The 15,559-nt window shown below is 70.4% G+C and carries 13 protein-coding genes; 12 read left to right on the top strand and 1 reads right to left on the bottom strand.

What is annotated here, in order from left to right:
• Positions 1–15 precede the first annotated feature (15 nt).
• The 7 genes from FB471_RS14340 to FB471_RS34570 all read left to right on the top strand — a co-directional run bounded on the left by FB471_RS14340 (position 16) and on the right by FB471_RS34570 (position 7,716).
• Complete coding sequence (locus FB471_RS14340; protein ID WP_141998631.1) at positions 16–336, top strand: hypothetical protein; 321 nt, start codon at positions 16–18, stop codon at positions 334–336.
• Positions 333–2,324, top strand: a complete 1,992-nt coding sequence (locus FB471_RS14335) for a WXG100 family type VII secretion target (protein ID WP_141998629.1) — start codon at positions 333–335, stop codon at positions 2,322–2,324. Before FB471_RS14340 ends, FB471_RS14335 begins: the two co-directional genes overlap by 4 nt.
• Positions 2,325–2,332: 8 nt before the next feature.
• Positions 2,333–4,033: a fatty acyl-AMP ligase gene (locus tag FB471_RS14330; RefSeq protein ID WP_141998627.1), complete on the top strand. Its 1,701-nt coding sequence runs from the start codon at positions 2,333–2,335 to the stop codon at positions 4,031–4,033.
• A 7-nt stretch (positions 4,034–4,040) separates the two neighbouring features.
• On the top strand, positions 4,041–4,322 hold the full coding sequence (locus FB471_RS14325) for an acyl carrier protein (protein ID WP_141998625.1): 282 nt from the start codon (positions 4,041–4,043) through the stop codon (positions 4,320–4,322).
• Between the two features lie 105 nt (positions 4,323–4,427).
• Positions 4,428–4,748: a type VII secretion target gene (locus FB471_RS14320; RefSeq protein WP_141998623.1), complete on the top strand. Its 321-nt coding sequence runs from the start codon at positions 4,428–4,430 to the stop codon at positions 4,746–4,748.
• Positions 4,748–7,201 (top strand): WXG100 family type VII secretion target, encoded by a 2,454-nt coding sequence (locus FB471_RS14315; protein ID WP_170220810.1) that lies wholly within the window; start codon positions 4,748–4,750, stop codon positions 7,199–7,201. Before FB471_RS14320 ends, FB471_RS14315 begins: the two co-directional genes overlap by 1 nt.
• 29 nt (positions 7,202–7,230) lie before the next feature.
• Positions 7,231–7,716 (top strand): hypothetical protein, encoded by a 486-nt coding sequence (locus FB471_RS34570; protein WP_211358033.1) that lies wholly within the window; start codon positions 7,231–7,233, stop codon positions 7,714–7,716.
• Positions 7,717–7,722: 6 nt separating this feature from the next.
• Here FB471_RS34570 and FB471_RS14305 read toward each other — a convergent pair whose 3' ends face one another.
• Positions 7,723–8,556: a dienelactone hydrolase family protein gene (locus FB471_RS14305; protein ID WP_141998621.1), complete on the bottom strand. Its 834-nt coding sequence runs from the start codon at positions 8,554–8,556 to the stop codon at positions 7,723–7,725.
• A 202-nt stretch (positions 8,557–8,758) separates the two neighbouring features.
• On the opposite strand from FB471_RS14305, the gene glmS reads away from it, so the two are divergent.
• From glmS to xylB, 5 genes are all read left to right on the top strand, one after another.
• Positions 8,759–10,621, top strand: coding sequence for a glutamine--fructose-6-phosphate transaminase (isomerizing) (gene glmS, locus FB471_RS14300; RefSeq protein ID WP_141998619.1), 1,863 nt, complete (start codon positions 8,759–8,761; stop codon positions 10,619–10,621).
• Positions 10,622–10,641: 20 nt separating this feature from the next.
• Positions 10,642–12,099, top strand: a complete 1,458-nt coding sequence (locus tag FB471_RS14295; RefSeq protein WP_141998617.1) for an NAD(P)H-hydrate dehydratase — start codon at positions 10,642–10,644, stop codon at positions 12,097–12,099.
• 181 nt (positions 12,100–12,280) lie between these two features.
• Entirely contained in the window at positions 12,281–13,315 is a 1,035-nt protein-coding gene (locus tag FB471_RS14290; protein WP_246076403.1) for an NAD(P)-dependent alcohol dehydrogenase, read from the top strand.
• A complete protein-coding gene (locus FB471_RS14285) occupies positions 13,308–14,117 on the top strand; it encodes a DeoR/GlpR family DNA-binding transcription regulator (RefSeq protein ID WP_141998615.1) in 810 nt (269 codons plus the stop codon). The genes FB471_RS14290 and FB471_RS14285 overlap by 8 nt, the downstream gene beginning before the upstream one ends.
• Positions 14,114–15,535, top strand: coding sequence for a xylulokinase (gene xylB, locus FB471_RS14280; protein ID WP_141998611.1), 1,422 nt, complete (start codon positions 14,114–14,116; stop codon positions 15,533–15,535). The genes FB471_RS14285 and xylB overlap by 4 nt, the downstream gene beginning before the upstream one ends.
• The last annotated feature ends 24 nt before the right edge of the window (positions 15,536–15,559 follow it).

The following is a 15,559-nucleotide window of genomic DNA, read 5'->3' as shown; positions in this document are numbered from 1 at the left end:
CGGAGGGAGGCCGCCATGGCGGGGGACATGCGCATCGAGCCGGAACAAGTGAAACAGGTCGCGAAGGATGTGTCATCGGTCGCGACCTCGCTGACCGAGATGCAAGGGTACGCGGAGCAGTCGGAACTCGACGCCCAGCACTTCGGCAACATCCGTGCCCTGTCCGAGGCGGCCGCGGAGTATCCGGCGAAGGCCCTGGAGCTCGCCGAGTCGGTCGGTAGGGCCGCCGAGTTCCTGAACGACTTCGCCACTCGACTGAACAAGTCCGCGACCATGACCGAGGAGGACGACCTCAACAGCGCGTGGACGATCAGCTCCACAGAGGACGGTGCATGATGGCTGTGGACGGCCGTGCGGGAGACGCGATCATCGAGCCGCTCAAACCACCGGCCGACGTGCACCTCGCGGACACCTCGGACGCGATGATCGATCAGCTCGCCGGTTTCCGGGACGCGATGACCGGCCCGCTCGGCGAGCTGTACAAGCGTTGGTCCGGACATCCGTGCCGGGGCCGGGACTGGAACGCTGTTCAACTGCCCTACGGCGAGGGAGACCACGAACGTAACCTGTTGCAGCAGCTGCGCGGTTTCGGCTTCGGTCACCTCTGGGGCGCGGGTGGGCGAGCCGGCAATCTCGGTGCCGCGGCCGAGGCCGCGAAACAGGTGGACGAGCGGGTCAAGCAGGCACTCGCCGCGGCGTGGAGCGGCAGGGCCGCCGAAGCCGCCAGGGAGAAGCTGGACGAACTCGACCGGGCACTCGAGGAGTACACGGGCTACGTCAACGGCTTCGGCGAGGCGCTGCGGCGCCTGTGGTCCACCATCCGGCCGCCACTGGTGGACCTGGCGAACGTACCGAACGAGGGCAGCGCGAAGGAGTTCGTCTCCCGGCACAACCCGGACGACTGCCCGGGACAGAACATGTTCGTCGACCGGCTCACCGATGCGATGAGCTGGGGTCGGCACGGTGTCGGCTCATCACGTGTGGCGGACAACCAGGGGGTGGGAACGGGGCCGATCGCGCCGCAGGATCTGCGTAACACCCCTGGCCTTGTCGACCTGGACACCGGGTACGACTCCAAGTGGGCGGACATGTTCTGCCGCGAGATGGACGAGTTCGCGCAGGGTTACGCCAACGCGATGGGCCAGTACCGCGGCGCGATCGAGGCCGCGTACAACGCCGCGCAGCAAGGGCTGCGTGCGTTCGCGGACGTGCTGAACGTACCCACCGACCCCTTCGGACCACTTCAGCTCGGGACAGAAGCCACCGCAGGCCAGGACACCACCGTGCGGCCACCACCCGGCGGCGCGGGGGACAGCGGTCCGCGCCGGCCGCAGGCGGCCGAACCAACAGGCCCTGAGGCCGTCTCGCGCCCCACCGGCCCGGCCCCGGCGGAACGGTCGCAACCGGAGCCGGAGCCGAGCGACCCGGAAACCGACCGGACGACGCCGCCCGGCACGGACCAACCGGGCAGCGTCACGATCCGGGACGGCGAACGCGAGATCACCCTGACCGTGCCAAGGGCCGACGGCACCCTGCGGCTCACCATCGAGGACGGTTCCGGTCAGCCGCGGGAGTACGCGCTCGACTTCGGCGACGAGCGGCCCGAACCCGCCACGCCCACCGGCCGGTCGGAACCGGAACCGGAGCCGCGGCCACCGGCCGAGCCACAGCCCCGACCCGAACCGGCCGAGTTCGGCCCGCAACGGCGGACCGCGACACCGGACGGTGTGGACGTAGCGGAACCCGAGCAGGTGCACCGGCCTGGGCCGGACGGGCGGATCACCATCGCGGACGGGCCGGTGACGATCACCGCCGAACGCCAGGAAGGGCCGGGCGGCCCGACCACCGTGACCCTGGACGACGGCACCGGCGACCCCACCACCTACACGCTGGAAGGGGAAGCCGGGCAGCAGCAGACCACCACGCCGCAGGCGTTCACCGGCATGGAGGCGATCGCCACCGGCATGTCCAGCGGCGAGCAGCCGCCGGCAGCCGCCGATTCACCCCTCTCCGGGGCGGGGGTGGATGCCGGCATCGTTCCGCCGCGCTCCGGCCAACCCGGCGGCGCCGGCCTCGGCACGGCACCCGGTGGTGTCACCCCCACCGCGGAGACCACCGAGGACATGCCCGCCGCGGGGATGGGCACGGTCGGCGGCGGTATCGGCGCCGGGGCAAGCGCGCACGAACGCGCTCAGGGCGCCTACCGGACCGAGGACGACCTATTCGAGGTCGGTACGGATGGCAACCGGATCAGCGGCACCCTGGACACCGGCGAGGACCCGGCCGCGGACACCCGGTCCGCGGGTCGCTGGAGCACTGACTGAGGACGTTCATGGCGTACGCATCGGCCCGGTGGCGGTCGTTGATCGGTCATCTGCTGGCGCGGGGCGACTCCGCGGAACCGGCCTTCACCTTCGTCGACCGGGACCGCTCGGCATCTACGCTGCGCTGGTCCGAGCTGGCGACCAGGGTCGGAGTGCTGTCCACGAGGCTGCGCGCGGTGGCCGGACCCGGGGACCGGGTCGCCGTGCCCGCCAGGCAGGATCTCGGCTACGTCATCGGCTTCCTCGCCGCGCTGCACGCCGGACTGGTGGCGGTGCCGCTGACAGCGCCGCGGTCACGGGCACAGCGTGCCCGGCTGGTCGCCGCGCTGCGCGATTGCGCACCGGCGTTGTGGTTGACCACCGAAGCCGGTCTGCCGAGGCTGCGCGAGTTCGCCGACGCCGAACCGGTGCCCGCGCCCGCACGCATCATCACAACCGACACCGATACCGGCACCGATGCGGTGGCCCCGGCCACCGAGGTCGGTCCGGACAGCCCTGCCTACCTGCAGTACACCTCCGGCTCCACCCGCGAGCCGGCGGCGGCCGTGATCAGCCACGGCGCCCTGATCGCCAGCGTGGACCAGGTCGCCACCGCGTACGAAGCCGGCCCGGCCACCACCTGCGCAGGCTGGATCCCGTTCTCCCACGACATGGGGCTCATCCAGTTGCTGTGCCTGCCGCTGTACACCGGGGCGCGTTCGGTGTTCATGGAGCCACTGGAGTTCGTGCGTGCGCCACGACGGTGGCTGGAACTGCTGTCCGACTACCCGGAGGTGTTCACGGCCGCGCCCAATTTCGCGTTCGACTTCGCGGTGGACACCGTGCCGGCGGCCACCCGCACCGGTCTCGACCTCTCCGGCGTGCGGGTGGCGCTGAACGGTAGCGAACCGATCCGGCCCGCGACGATCACCGCGTTCGCCGAGGCGTACCGGCCGTACGGGTTCCGTCCCGAGGCGCATCGTCCCTCCTACGGGCTGGCCGAGGCCACGGTGTACGTGTCCAGTGCGGGACCCGAGGGGCCCACCGTCACGGCCTTCGACCGGGCGCGGCTCGCCGCCGGCAGTGCACTGCCGGCGGCGAGCGCGGAGCAGGCGGGCGAGCTGGTCTCGGTGGGGCGACCGGTCGGGCAGCTGGTTCGCGTCGTGCATCCGGAGACCCATCGGCTCGAGCCGAACGGAACGATCGGCGAGATCTGGGTGCACGGACCCCACCTGGCCAGCGGCTACTGGCGGCGGCCGGAACGCACCGCGGAGACCTTCGAAGCCCGGATCGCGGCCGCTCCGGCGGACCTGCCCGAACATGGTTGGCTGCGCACCGGCGATCTCGGCGTCGTCCACGACGGCCAGCTGTACATCACCGGCAGGCGCAAGGACCTCATCATCGTCGACGGCAGCAACCACTATCCGCAGGACATCGAGAGCACGGTGGCCGGCGCCGACCCGACGATCCGGCGGGATCGGGTGGCCGCGTTCGGCGTCGCCGATGCGGAGGGCGAGGGCGTGATGGTGGTCGCCGAGTACGGCCGCGACTCCAGCGACGCCACGCTCGACCCGGACCGGATCGGGCGCACGGTCCGGCGTGCGGTGACCGAGCAGCACGACATCGTCCTGCGGGAGTTCCTGCTGGTGGCGCCAGGTGAGGTGCCGCGAACCTCCAGCGGCAAGGTGGCCAGGGCCGCCGCGCGGGCGCGCTTCTGGCCGGCGCGATAATGGTCGGATGGCAACGGACGAGGCGGCCGGCGTCGGGCCGCACCTGACCGAGCTCAAGCGGCTCGTCTGCGACTCCTTCCTGATCGACCCGGACCGGCTGGACGCCTCCACCCCGCTCGCCGATGTCGGGATCGACTCCAAGAAGCGGGTGCAGCTGCTGGCCACGTTGGAGATCCACTACGACGTCCGGATCGACCTCGAGGAACGCGAGCGGATGCAGGACCTGACCGGCGTCGCCGAGGTGCTCACCGAGGCCCTTCGCGGCAAAGCCACCTCGGAAAGCGGCTGATCAGGGTACATTCTATGTGCAAATGCGACGGCACCGAACAACGTTCGCCTGCGTCGTAGCTCCAGGTACGGAGCAAGACGACCTCGATCAGGAGGAGGGTCCACGGTGGCCGGACCGGGGAAGGGTTACAAGAGTGATGCCGACGCGATGGAGGCGGCGTCCACGAAGATCACCGAGCTGGCCGAGGACCTGTCGGAGGACAACAAGGAACTGGGGCAGAGCAAGGTGAACGCGGAGGGCTTCGGGCAGGCACATGGTGACCATGCCCAGGCTTACACCAAGGGGGTACAGACGCTGGATGCGGCGGTGAAGGGCCTCGGCACCACGCTTACCAGCTTCGCGAGCCAGATCAGCGGCGCCGGCCAGGCCTACACGGCGGGTGACGAGCAGCGGCGGGATGACATCAGCCAGGCCGGAGGGCAGTGATGGCCAAGACCTGGGAGGAAGTCAAGGCGATCTGCGACGACCCCGGTGTCTCACCGGAGGCCAAGCAGGCACTGCTGTCCTCGTGGATGTTCAGCGACGAGGCCGGGGACGCGCCCGACGAGGCGAGCAGGTACTACGACGCGTTCAACGCCAACCCGATGTTGGCGCAGAAGGATCCCGACGAGGCCTACAACGACGCCAAGCAGGAGGCCGAGCAGGCCAGCTACAACGATCGCGAGCAGGGCAAGCTCGTCGACGAGGGCAAGGCCGACCTGGAAGGGGCGCAGCCACCGACCCCCAGCGGCGGCGGTACCGAGACCTCCGACGAGCTGTTCGACGCGGCCGAGCCCGCGCTGCGGGTGTTCCGCAACTTCGGACCGCTGCTGGAAATGCTACCCGGGGACTGTGTCGGCCGGACCAGGCCGCTGGACTTCGGCAATGACATCAAGAAGCGGTTCGACGAGCAGCGGGGAATCAGCTTCGCCAACTTCATGGCCGACGCGGAGCGGTTCGGTAGGGGGGCCGCGACGGTCGACACCACCATGCAGGACACCGCGGGCCAGCTGAACACGTTGTTCCAGAACTGGTCGGGCGATGCGGCCAACGCCGCCTACGACCACTACACGGAGAAGATCGACCCGAAAGCCAAGCAGCTCAATACCTACCTGACCGACTCCGAGGAGGCGACCAAGGCCGCCGCCGAGGCGGTGTACCGGCTGTGCAAGGGCAAGGCCGATTCGGTCATGCAGCTCGACACCACACTGGTCGGCCGAGCGGACCGGCCGATGGCCGAGAAGGTCATCAAGCTCGCCAACGGGGAGGCCGCGGGCAAGGACGAGATGGCCGACGTCGCGGGCTGGATGGACGTCAACTTCGGCACCAACATGACCGAGAAGCTGAACGACGACGGCTGCTGTGATGACGACGAGGTCATCGAGGAGGGCAAGAAGCTCGCCAAGCAGTGGATCCAGAACCAGTTCAACCCGGACATGTGGGACCGGCTCTACAAGGGCTTCGAGAAGATCTGCGATGACACCAAGGAACTCGTGAACAACGCCTACGACCAGCTCGATGGCGTGATGAACGAGGTCGAGAACGAGTTTCAGGGCACGGGTGAACAGCAGCCGTTCCAGCCGCCGCCGGGTTCCGGTCCGGGCCCTGGCGGTAACGGGGGTGGCGGCAGCGGCGGCGGTGGTACCGGTGGTGGAGGCATCGGTGGTGGAGGCGGTGGCCCGAGCGGTGGGATCGGCGCCGGCGGCGGAGGCACCACACCCTCGGTCAGCGAGCCGCCGGAGACGGGGGACACCGGGCCGGGTACCAATCCGATCACCGGTAAGCCGTTGGAGGTCGATCCGGGTACCGGGAAGCCGTACCCGATCGACCCGGAGACCGGTGAGGCGATCACGGACACCGGGGACGACCGGGACAACGTCACCGTGGAGAAGGGCGACCACAAGATCTCCATGGAGGAGCCCGACGAGCAGGGCCGGATGGGTATCTCGGTGGATGACGGTTCCGGTGAGCCGAAGGAGTACAAGCTCGACTTCGGCACCGACCCCGAAGGCGAGCCCGGCGAGGAGTCCGAGCCCGGCGAGTTCGGCCCGGAGGGCAGTGGCGCCGAGGACGGTGCCGCCGGCGGTGAGCAGGTCTACCGACCGGGGCCGGACGGCAAGATCCACATCGAGGACGGCAACCTCAAGATCACCGCGGAGCAACCGGACGGGCCCGACGGGCCGACCACGATCACGATCGATGACGGTTCCGGTGAGCCGACGGTGTACACCCTGGGCGAGGAATCCGAGTCGGCCGAGGAGATCAGGGGTGGCCCGGAGCCGTTGCGTGGTGAGGACATCCGAGCCAGGACGGACGGCCCCCCGCCGGCCGGCGGGGATGGCGCGAGCCTGGACGGCGGTGGGTCGGTGGCCGCGGGTCCGGCCGAGGCGAATGTCGACCCGGACATGGGCGGGGACTCCGACGGCTCCGTCGGCGCTCCCGCCGGAGGTGAGCCGGGGACCGGCGACGCCGCGGGGACCGAGCCGCAGGCGGTCGGTGACGGTGTGGCCGCCGGCGCCGCGTCCGACGGTGGCGGTGGGGTCTCCGCGCTGGGCGGTGGCCTGGACGATTCGTCCGCGATGAACGCCGGGGCGCAGAGTGGCGCGTCCGCGCAGCCTGCGGGTGCCGGCGCGGGGCTCGGGGCCACGCCGGGTGGTCTCGGCGAGGCGCCCGCCGCGGCGTCGACCGCGCAGTCGGGTGCCACGGGCGGCGCCGGGATGGGCATGATGGGTGGCGGTATGGGCGCCATGGGCGGCGCCGGTGGTCAGGGCGGCGACCAGGAGCGTGGCGGGAACCAGTACCGCATCGACGGTGGCATCTTCGAGACGAACGGTGGAGGTGGCCGGATCAGCGGATCGCTGGACGAGGAAGGCGACCGTTCGATCCGGTTCGACCGGTGATCCGTGGATCGCGGGCGTGAGGAGGGCCGATGGACGGCGTAGGACGGGTCGAGCGGATGCGAGCCGCGCTGGGTGAGCTCGTTCGGGAGCAGGCCGACCGCAGCGCGCTGCGGGAGCGGCAGGGCGAGGAAATCAAGGCCAAGTCGCACGAGTACATGACCAAGCAGGTGCAGGCGGCCGAGCGGTACGTCGAGCACCGGCGGGAGCTCGGCAAGCGCAAGGAGGAGGCCGGCGGCTGGGCGACCGAGAAGACGCTGGCGGACAAGAACAACGTGATGGGTTTCGGACCGGAGGAGGAACCCGAGGAGCCCGCCGCGAGTGGCTACGCGCGGTTCGAGGCGCCGGCCGCCGCACCGACGGGCATGTGGCAGGAACCGAAACCCCCGGTGGAGCCGGCGCCGCCCGCGCCGGCGTCTCCCGAACCGTCCCGGCCTACCCACCGTGCCGGCCGGCACGCCCGCGACCAGGGAGACTTCGACGACGAGGACTTCTCGAACAACCAGTGGATGAAGTGAGGGCGCTCAGGAACCGGTGCTGAGCTCGGCGTCCGCCTGCTCACTGTCCAGCGTGATCGCGGCGTGCTTCAGGTCGGCCTCCAGCAACGGGCGGTAGTCGTCCGTGCGGGTGAGGTGGGTCAGGAAGAACGCGGTGAACAGTGCTCGGACCAGCCGCTGGGTGGGTCGGTGCGGCTTGCCGTGCAGGAGCAGCCTGCTCCAGTGCGTGCCCTCGGCGAGGGCGAGGTGGGAAACCTTCGGGACCGTCCGCAGTTGCGCCTGCCCGCGCCAGGCCCTGGTGATCGCGTCCGCGTTCCCCGCGGCCGGTGCGACCATGTCCTCCGCCGCGGCGAGGTGCAGGCCCGGCGCGTCGATGTGCCGGGCGGCCTCGGTGGCGGCCGGGATCGTCTGCGCCGCGGCGAAGGTCGCCACGGCCCTGACCCGCGGCGCGCCGTCGGCGGCCGCGGCGAGCACCGCGGCCCCGCCGCCGACCGAATGCCCGGCGAGGCCGAGCCGCTCGGGGTCGACGCTGATCCCGGACGGCCCGAGCCGAACACCGGTCGTCACCTCGAGCGCGGTGCGCAGGTCCGCGGCGAGCTGCCGGTGCGAGGGCAACGGGCCGCGCTCGGTCGCGGGAGCGGCGGCGACCACACCCCAGCTCGCCAGGTGGCGGAGCAGGCCGCGGTAAAGCCCCGGCGGCTGCAGCCAGCCGTGGCCGAACGCGATACCGGGCAAGTTCAGGCCGGTGCGCGGCGTGTACACCACCCCGGGGAGCCCGACCAGTGCGAGGTCGCCGCGTAGCACATCGTGCGGCCCCGGATGGGACAGCTCCTCGAGGATCCGCTTGGGCTTGCTGGCCATGCGCGTGACCTTACTGCCCCCCGCCACCCGCGGCCCGCCCGGCGCGTTTAGCAGGCGGACCGTAGTCAGCGGGCACCCTGGAAGTGCGTTTAGCGGGCTAACCGCACTCGCCGCGGCCCCCGCACGCTGCGTTTAGCGGGCTAACCGTCGCGTGAGCGTGCCCGGCACAGGGGTGAACGGGGGCGTCGTTAGGCTGACGGCCGTGTGCGGAATCGTGGGATACGTCGGCCATCGGCAGGCGCTCGAGGTGATACTCGGCGGGCTGCGACGCATGGAGTACCGCGGCTACGACTCGGCGGGCGTCGCTGTGCTCGACGGTGCCGGCGCCCTGACCGTCGAGCGCAAGGCGGGGCGGCTGGCGAACCTCGAGATCGAACTCGACTCACTCGGACGGGGTCATTTCACCGGTACCGCGGGCATGGGACATACCCGCTGGGCCACGCACGGTCCGCCGGTCGACCGCAACTCGCACCCGCACCGCGATGCCACCGACCAGGTCGCCGTCGTGCACAACGGGATCATCGAGAACTTCGCGACCCTGCGTGCCGAGTTGGAGCAGGCGGGCGTCGAGTTGACCAGCGACACCGACACCGAAACCGCCGCGCACCTGATCGCCCGCGCCTACACCGACGGAGCCACGGCTGGTGACCTGCCCGCGAGCGTCCGTTCGGTGTGCCGTCGCTTGGAAGGTGCGTTCACGCTGGTCGTGACGCATGCCGATCAGCCAGACCTGGTCGTCGCGGCCCGCCGGTCGTCACCACTGGTAGTCGGTGTGGGCGCGGGTGAGACCTTCGTCGCCTCCGACGTGGCCGCGTTTATCGAGCACACGCGCGAAGCCGTCGAACTCGGCCAGGACCAGCTGGTGGTGATCACTCGTGCGGGTTACGAGGTGACCGACTTCGCCGGTGAACCGGCGGGGGGCAAGCCGTTCACGGTCGACTGGGATCTCTCGGCCGCGGAGAAGGGCGGCCATGACTACTTCATGCTCAAGGAGATCGAGGAGCAGCCCGAGGCGCTGGCCAACACGCTGCGTGGGCATTTCGACGGTGGTCGCGTCATCCTGGATGAGCAGCGTCTTTCCGACCAGGACCTGCGCGACGTCGACAAGGTCTTCGTCGTCGCATGCGGCTCCGCCTACCACTCCGGTCTGGTGGCGAAATACGCCATCGAGCACTGGACCAGGCTGCCGGTCGAGGTCGAGTTGGCCAGCGAGTTTCGCTACCGCGACCCGGTGCTCGACCGGGACACGCTGGTGGTCGCGGTCTCCCAGTCCGGTGAGACGGCCGACACCCTGGAAGCAGTGCGGCACGCGCGGGAGCAGAAGGCCCGTGTACTCGCTGTCTGCAACACCAACGGCGCGCAGATCCCTCGCGAGTCCGATGCCGTGCTCTACACCCACGCCGGGCCCGAGATCGGAGTGGCCTCGACGAAGGCGTTCCTGGCGCAGATCGCCGCCAACTACCTGGTCGGGCTGGCGCTGGCGCAGGCGCGCGGCACGAAGTACCCGGACGAGGTAGCCAGGGAGTTCGCCGAGCTCGAGGCGATGCCTGCCGCGGTGCGTAAAGTGCTGTCCACTGTGGATCAAGTGCGTTCGCTCGGGCAACGGATCGCCGAGTCCAAGGCGGTGCTGTTTCTCGGCAGGCACGTGGGATTCCCGGTCGCCCTCGAAGGTGCGCTCAAGCTGAAGGAACTCGCCTATATGCATGCCGAGGGTTTTGCCGCGGGCGAGTTGAAACACGGCCCGATCGCGCTGATCGAGGACGGGCTCCCGGTGATTGTGGTGATGCCGTCCCCCAAGGGACGCGCGGTGCTGCACGCGAAACTGCTGTCCAACATCAGCGAGATCCAAGCCCGCGGTGCACGCACGATCGTGATCGCCGAGGAGGGTGACGAGACTGTGCGGCCGTTCGCCGACGAACTCGTGGAGACTCCCGCGGTCCCGACCCTGTTGCAGCCACTGGTGTCCACCGTGCCGCTGCAGGTGCTGGCAGCCGAGATCGCGCGCAGCCGCGGGTACGACGTGGATAAGCCACGTAACCTGGCGAAGTCCGTGACCGTCGAGTGAGGTAGAGCCGGAGGAGCCGCGTGCAGGGCATCTGGACCACGGATCGGATTCGCGCGGCCGAGGAGCGGCTGCTTGCCGTCACTCCGGAGGGTGCGCTGATGCGTCGCGCCGCCTTCGGCGCTAGCCTGCGTGCGGCCGACATGCTCACCGAGCATGCTGGCAGGGTCGCTGGTAGCCGGGTGGCCTTGCTGGTCGGGGCAGGCAACAATGGTGGCGACGCCTTATGGGCCGGCGCGTTTCTCCTTCGCCGCGGTGTCGGCGTGACGGCAGTACTGTTGAAACCGGAGCGTGCGCACCCGCGGGGACTGGCTGCGTTGCGCAGGGCAGGTGGCCGTGTGGTTCCGGTCGAGGACGCTCCACAATGGCTCACTCGCGCCGACCTCGTGATCGACGGCATCGTCGGAATCTCCGCCAGCGGACCGCTGCGCCCGCAAGCCGCCGAGCTGCTCGAGCACGTCAGTGCGCCGGTGCTCGCGATCGATCTGCCGAGCGGCGTCGATCCGGACACCGGCGAGGTAGCAGGCCCAGCCGTGCGCGCGGCGTGCACGGTCACGTTCGGTGCACGTAAGCCGGTGCATGCGCTCAACCCCGGCCACTGCGGCCCGGTCGAACTCGTGGACATCGGTCTCGGCGATGAGCTCGCGGATCCCGATCTGTTCCGGCTGGACGCCGGGGACGTGGCGGCCCACTGGCCGCTGCCGGGGCCCGAGGATGACAAGTACAGCCAGGGGGTCGTGGGCATCGCCGCGGGGTCGGCCACCTATCCCGGCGCTGCGGTGCTGGCGACCGGCTCGGCGGTGCGCGCCACCGCGGGCATGGTGCGCTACGCCGGGCCCGCCGCCGATGCGGTGCGCGCGCACTGGCCGGAGACGGTGGCGACCGGGTCGATCACCGACGCCGGGCGGGTGCAGTCCTGGGCGGTTGGCCCCGGCATCGGTACGGGAAGAGAAGGTCGTGAGGTACTGGAACACGCCCTGGGCCAGGGTGTTCCACTCTGTGCTGACGCCGATGCGATCACGATCATCGCCAGGGCACCTGCGGTTCTCGACGCGCGTGATCCCGGCACACCGCTGGTGCTCACCCCGCATGCGGGTGAGTTCGAACGTTTGACCGGTACCAGGCCGGGCGCGGACCGAGTGGCGGCTGCCCGGGAAGCGGCGGCGCGTTTCAACGCGGTGCTGCTGCTCAAGGGCCACTGCACGATCGTGGCGGCCCCCGACGGGCGTGTACTGGTGAATGTCCCGCGCGGATCATGGCTGGCTACGGCCGGGTCGGGCGATGTGCTTTCCGGGTTGGTGGGTGCATTGCTGGCAGCCGGGATCGACGCGTGGCTGGCGGCGGGCATGGCGACCTACGTGCACTCGCTGGCGGGCTTGCTCGCCGCGCGGGGCGTGCCGACGTCCGCCTCCGCCGTACTGGCGGCTATCCCCGACGCGCTCCGCCAGGTCCGCTCCCCGGCCCCGTCCAACTGCGGTTAGCCCGCGAAACGTACTCCCGCCCCACCCGTACCTGCTCGGTGCGGTTCGCCCGCTAAACGCATTCCGTATGTCTCCGGCGGGCGCGGTTAGCCCGCTAAACGCACCGCGTCGGGTGGGGGACGGGGGAAAGTTATCGGTTTATGTGTTAACAAGCGAGCAGCGTTCTGGTAAGAATGCGGCAATGGGTGAGGTTCCTGACACCATGCGCGTCGCCGTGCTCCGTGGAGTGCACGACGTGATGCTCGAGCAGCGGCCGGTCCCCGAACCCGGGCCGGGTGAGGTGCTGGTCCAGGTCCTCGCGGTCGGCACCTGCGGCTCCGATGTGCACTACTACGAACACGGGCGGATCGGTGACTTCGTCGTGCGTCAACCCCTGGTGCTTGGCCATGAACCGAGCGGCGTGGTGGTCGCGCGAGGGCCGGACACCACCGGGCACGACATCGGCCAGCGGGTCGCGCTTGAACCGGGTGTGCCCTGTGCGCGCTGCGCGCAGTGCGGACTCGGCCGCTACAACCTGTGCCCGGGGATGCGGTTCTTCGGCACGCCGCCGATCGACGGGGCCTTCTGCGAGTACGTCACCCTGCGAGCTGAATTCGCGCATGCCGTGCCCGACCGGCTGACCGATGAGGCGGCCGGTTTGCTCGAACCGCTGTCGGTCGGTGTGTGGGCCTGCCGAAAGGCCAGGGTGCAGCCGGGGTCCCGCGTGTTGATCACGGGCGCAGGCCCGATCGGCCTGGTCGCCGTCCAAGCCGCCCGGGCGTTCGGCGCGTCCGAGATCGTGGTGACCGATGTGAATGCGCGGCGCCTGCGGGTGGCCGCCGAACTGGGGGCGACCGGCACGATCGACGTCGCCGCATACAGTCTCGCCGACGCCGGGTACGAGCCGGACGTGCTGCTGGAGTGCTCCGGCGCGCCGGCAGCCACCGCCGAGGCCATTCGTCTGGTCGGAAGGGCTGGCAGGGTCGTGCTGGTCGGCATGGGTGGCGACGAACTCACCCTGCCGTTGGCGCACCTCCAGAGGTACGAAATCGAGCTCACCGGCACCTTCCGTTACGCCAACACCTGGCCGGCCGCGATCGCGCTGGCCTCCGGGGGTGACGTCGACCTCGACCGCCTGGTGACCCACCGTTTCGGGTTGGCCGAGGTCGAACAGGCGCTCACCATCGGTAACCGGGATAGTTCGGTGCTCAAGGCCGTGGTCCGCCCCGATGCCTAGGGCCAGGTCCTCCGACGCGGTGGTCGAGCACCGACGGCAGGAGGTGCTGCGCACGGTCATCGAGTGCGGCGAGGTGCGCATCGACGACCTCACCGAACGGTTCGGCGTGAGCCTGATGACGATGCATCGCGACCTGGACGATCTCGCGCGGCGACGGCTGCTCCGCAAGCTCCGGGGCAGGGCCGCGGCGTTCCCCGCGCTCACCATGGAAACCGCCAAACGCTTCCGGGAGGGGCTGCACATCGAGTACAAGGAGACGCTGTGCCAGGCGGCGGCCGACGAGGTGACCGCAGGGCGGACCGTGTTCCTGGACGACTCGACCACGCTCTTCCCACTCGCCCGCAGGCTCGCCGCGCTGGAAAGCCTGGCCGTGGTCACCAACTCCGTCGAGGTGGCCAGGCTGCTCGGGGCAGCAGGCGAAGTCGAGGTCGTACTGCTCGGTGGCCGGTACACCGAATTCGACTCGTGCGCCGGTCCGGACACGGTGGCAGCCCTCGACCGGACGCGGGCCGACGTCGGGTTCGTGTCGGCGACGGCGGTGGCCGGGGGACGGCTCTACCACCCGGTGCGCGAGTTCGCCGAGCTGAAGACGGCCGCGTTGCACGCAGCCAACCGGAACGTCCTGCTGGTCGACCACTCGAAGTTCGGCAGGACCGCTACCTACGCCTACGGGGATGTCGGCGGGTACGACTTGATCATCACCGACGGTAACACCCCGGACGAGGAGATAGCCGCGATGCGCGCATGCGGCACCACGGTGCGATGTGTCCACGTCCCGACCACGAAGGAGCAGCGGCCATGACGGCTGAGTCAACAACCCTGGTCGCCGGGGTCGACTCGTCCACCCAGTCCACCAAGGTGGTCGTGTGCGACGCGCACACCGGGACCATCCTGCGCACCGGGCGGGCCGAGCATCCGGACACCACCGAGGTCGAGCCCGCGGTGTGGTGGGACGCGCTGACCTCGGCCACCGACGGCCTGCTCGGCGGCGTGCGTGCCATCGGCGTGGCGGGGCAGCAGCACGGCATGGTCACCCTGGACGAAGACGGCGAGGTGGTGCGACCGGCGCTGCTGTGGAACGACAACCGTTCCGGGCAGGCCGCCGCAGACCTGGTGGCCGAACTCGGTGGTCCGGAGGTCTGGGCGGAGGCGGTCGGTCTCGTCCCGGTGGCGAGCTTCACCGTCAGCAAGCTCCGTTGGCTGGCCGAGCACGAGCCTCGGTCAGCCGATCGGGTCGCGCGGGTACTCCTGCCGCACGATTGGTTGACGTGGCGGCTGCAAAGCGCGAAGAGTCGTCAACCCGTGACGGATCGTGGCGATGCGTCCGGCACGGGCTACTTTTCGCCCGCTAACGGCGAGTACCGGGACGACCTGGTCGCGCATGCCTTCGGTGGTCGCGCTCCCGAACTGCCCACGGTGCTCGGCCCCGCCGAACCCGCCGGTCACACCGCCGATGGCAGGTTGATCTCTGCTGGCACCGGGGACAATATGGCCGCCGCGCTGGCGCTCGAGGCCGGTGCCGGCGACGCGGTCGTCTCCTTGGGCACCAGCGGCACCGTCTTCGGTGTCAGCGAGGCCCCGGTGGCGGACCCGACCGGCACGGTAGCTGGATTCGCCGACGCGACCGGCCGGTTCCTGCCGCTGGCCTGTACGCTGAACGCCGCGCGGGTGCTCACCGCGACCGCGGCCATGCTCGGTGTGGACCTCGCCGAACTCGACCGGCTCGCGCTCGGCGCGCACCCCGGCGCCGCGGGCTTGACCCTGTTGCCCTATCTGGACGGTGAGCGTACCCCGAACCTTCCCGAGGCGAGCGGTTCGCTGTTCGGGCTACGGCGGGCGAATATGACGCCGGAGAACCTGGCACGGGCCGCGGTGGAGGGGATGTTGTGTGGCCTCGCCGCTGGACTCGACGCGGTGCGCGCGCACGGAATCGACGTGCGCCAGGTGCTGCTCACCGGCGGTGCCGCGCAGTCCACGGCCGTGCGTGCCGCGGCACCCATTATTTTCGGCGTTCCGGTAACGGTGCCGGAGCCCGCTGAGCATGTCGCCATCGGGGCCGCGCGGCAGGCCGCGTGGGCGCTCGCCGGATCCGCGGACCCACCGCGATGGCAGGGCAACAGCGCGTTGCGTTTGGACGATCCGAGCGCGGACGGCATCGCTACCGGTGAGCACATCCGGGCGCGACACGCGGCGGCGCGCGAGGCGGCGCACGGCGGCTGACCCGAGTGTCCTCCACCACAACCG

This window comes from Amycolatopsis cihanbeyliensis (assembly GCF_006715045.1).
Taxonomy (GTDB): Bacteria; Actinomycetota; Actinomycetes; order Mycobacteriales; family Pseudonocardiaceae; genus Amycolatopsis; species Amycolatopsis cihanbeyliensis.
Note: the sequence above shows the minus strand (reverse complement) of the source record. Positions and strands in the feature narration are given on the sequence as shown.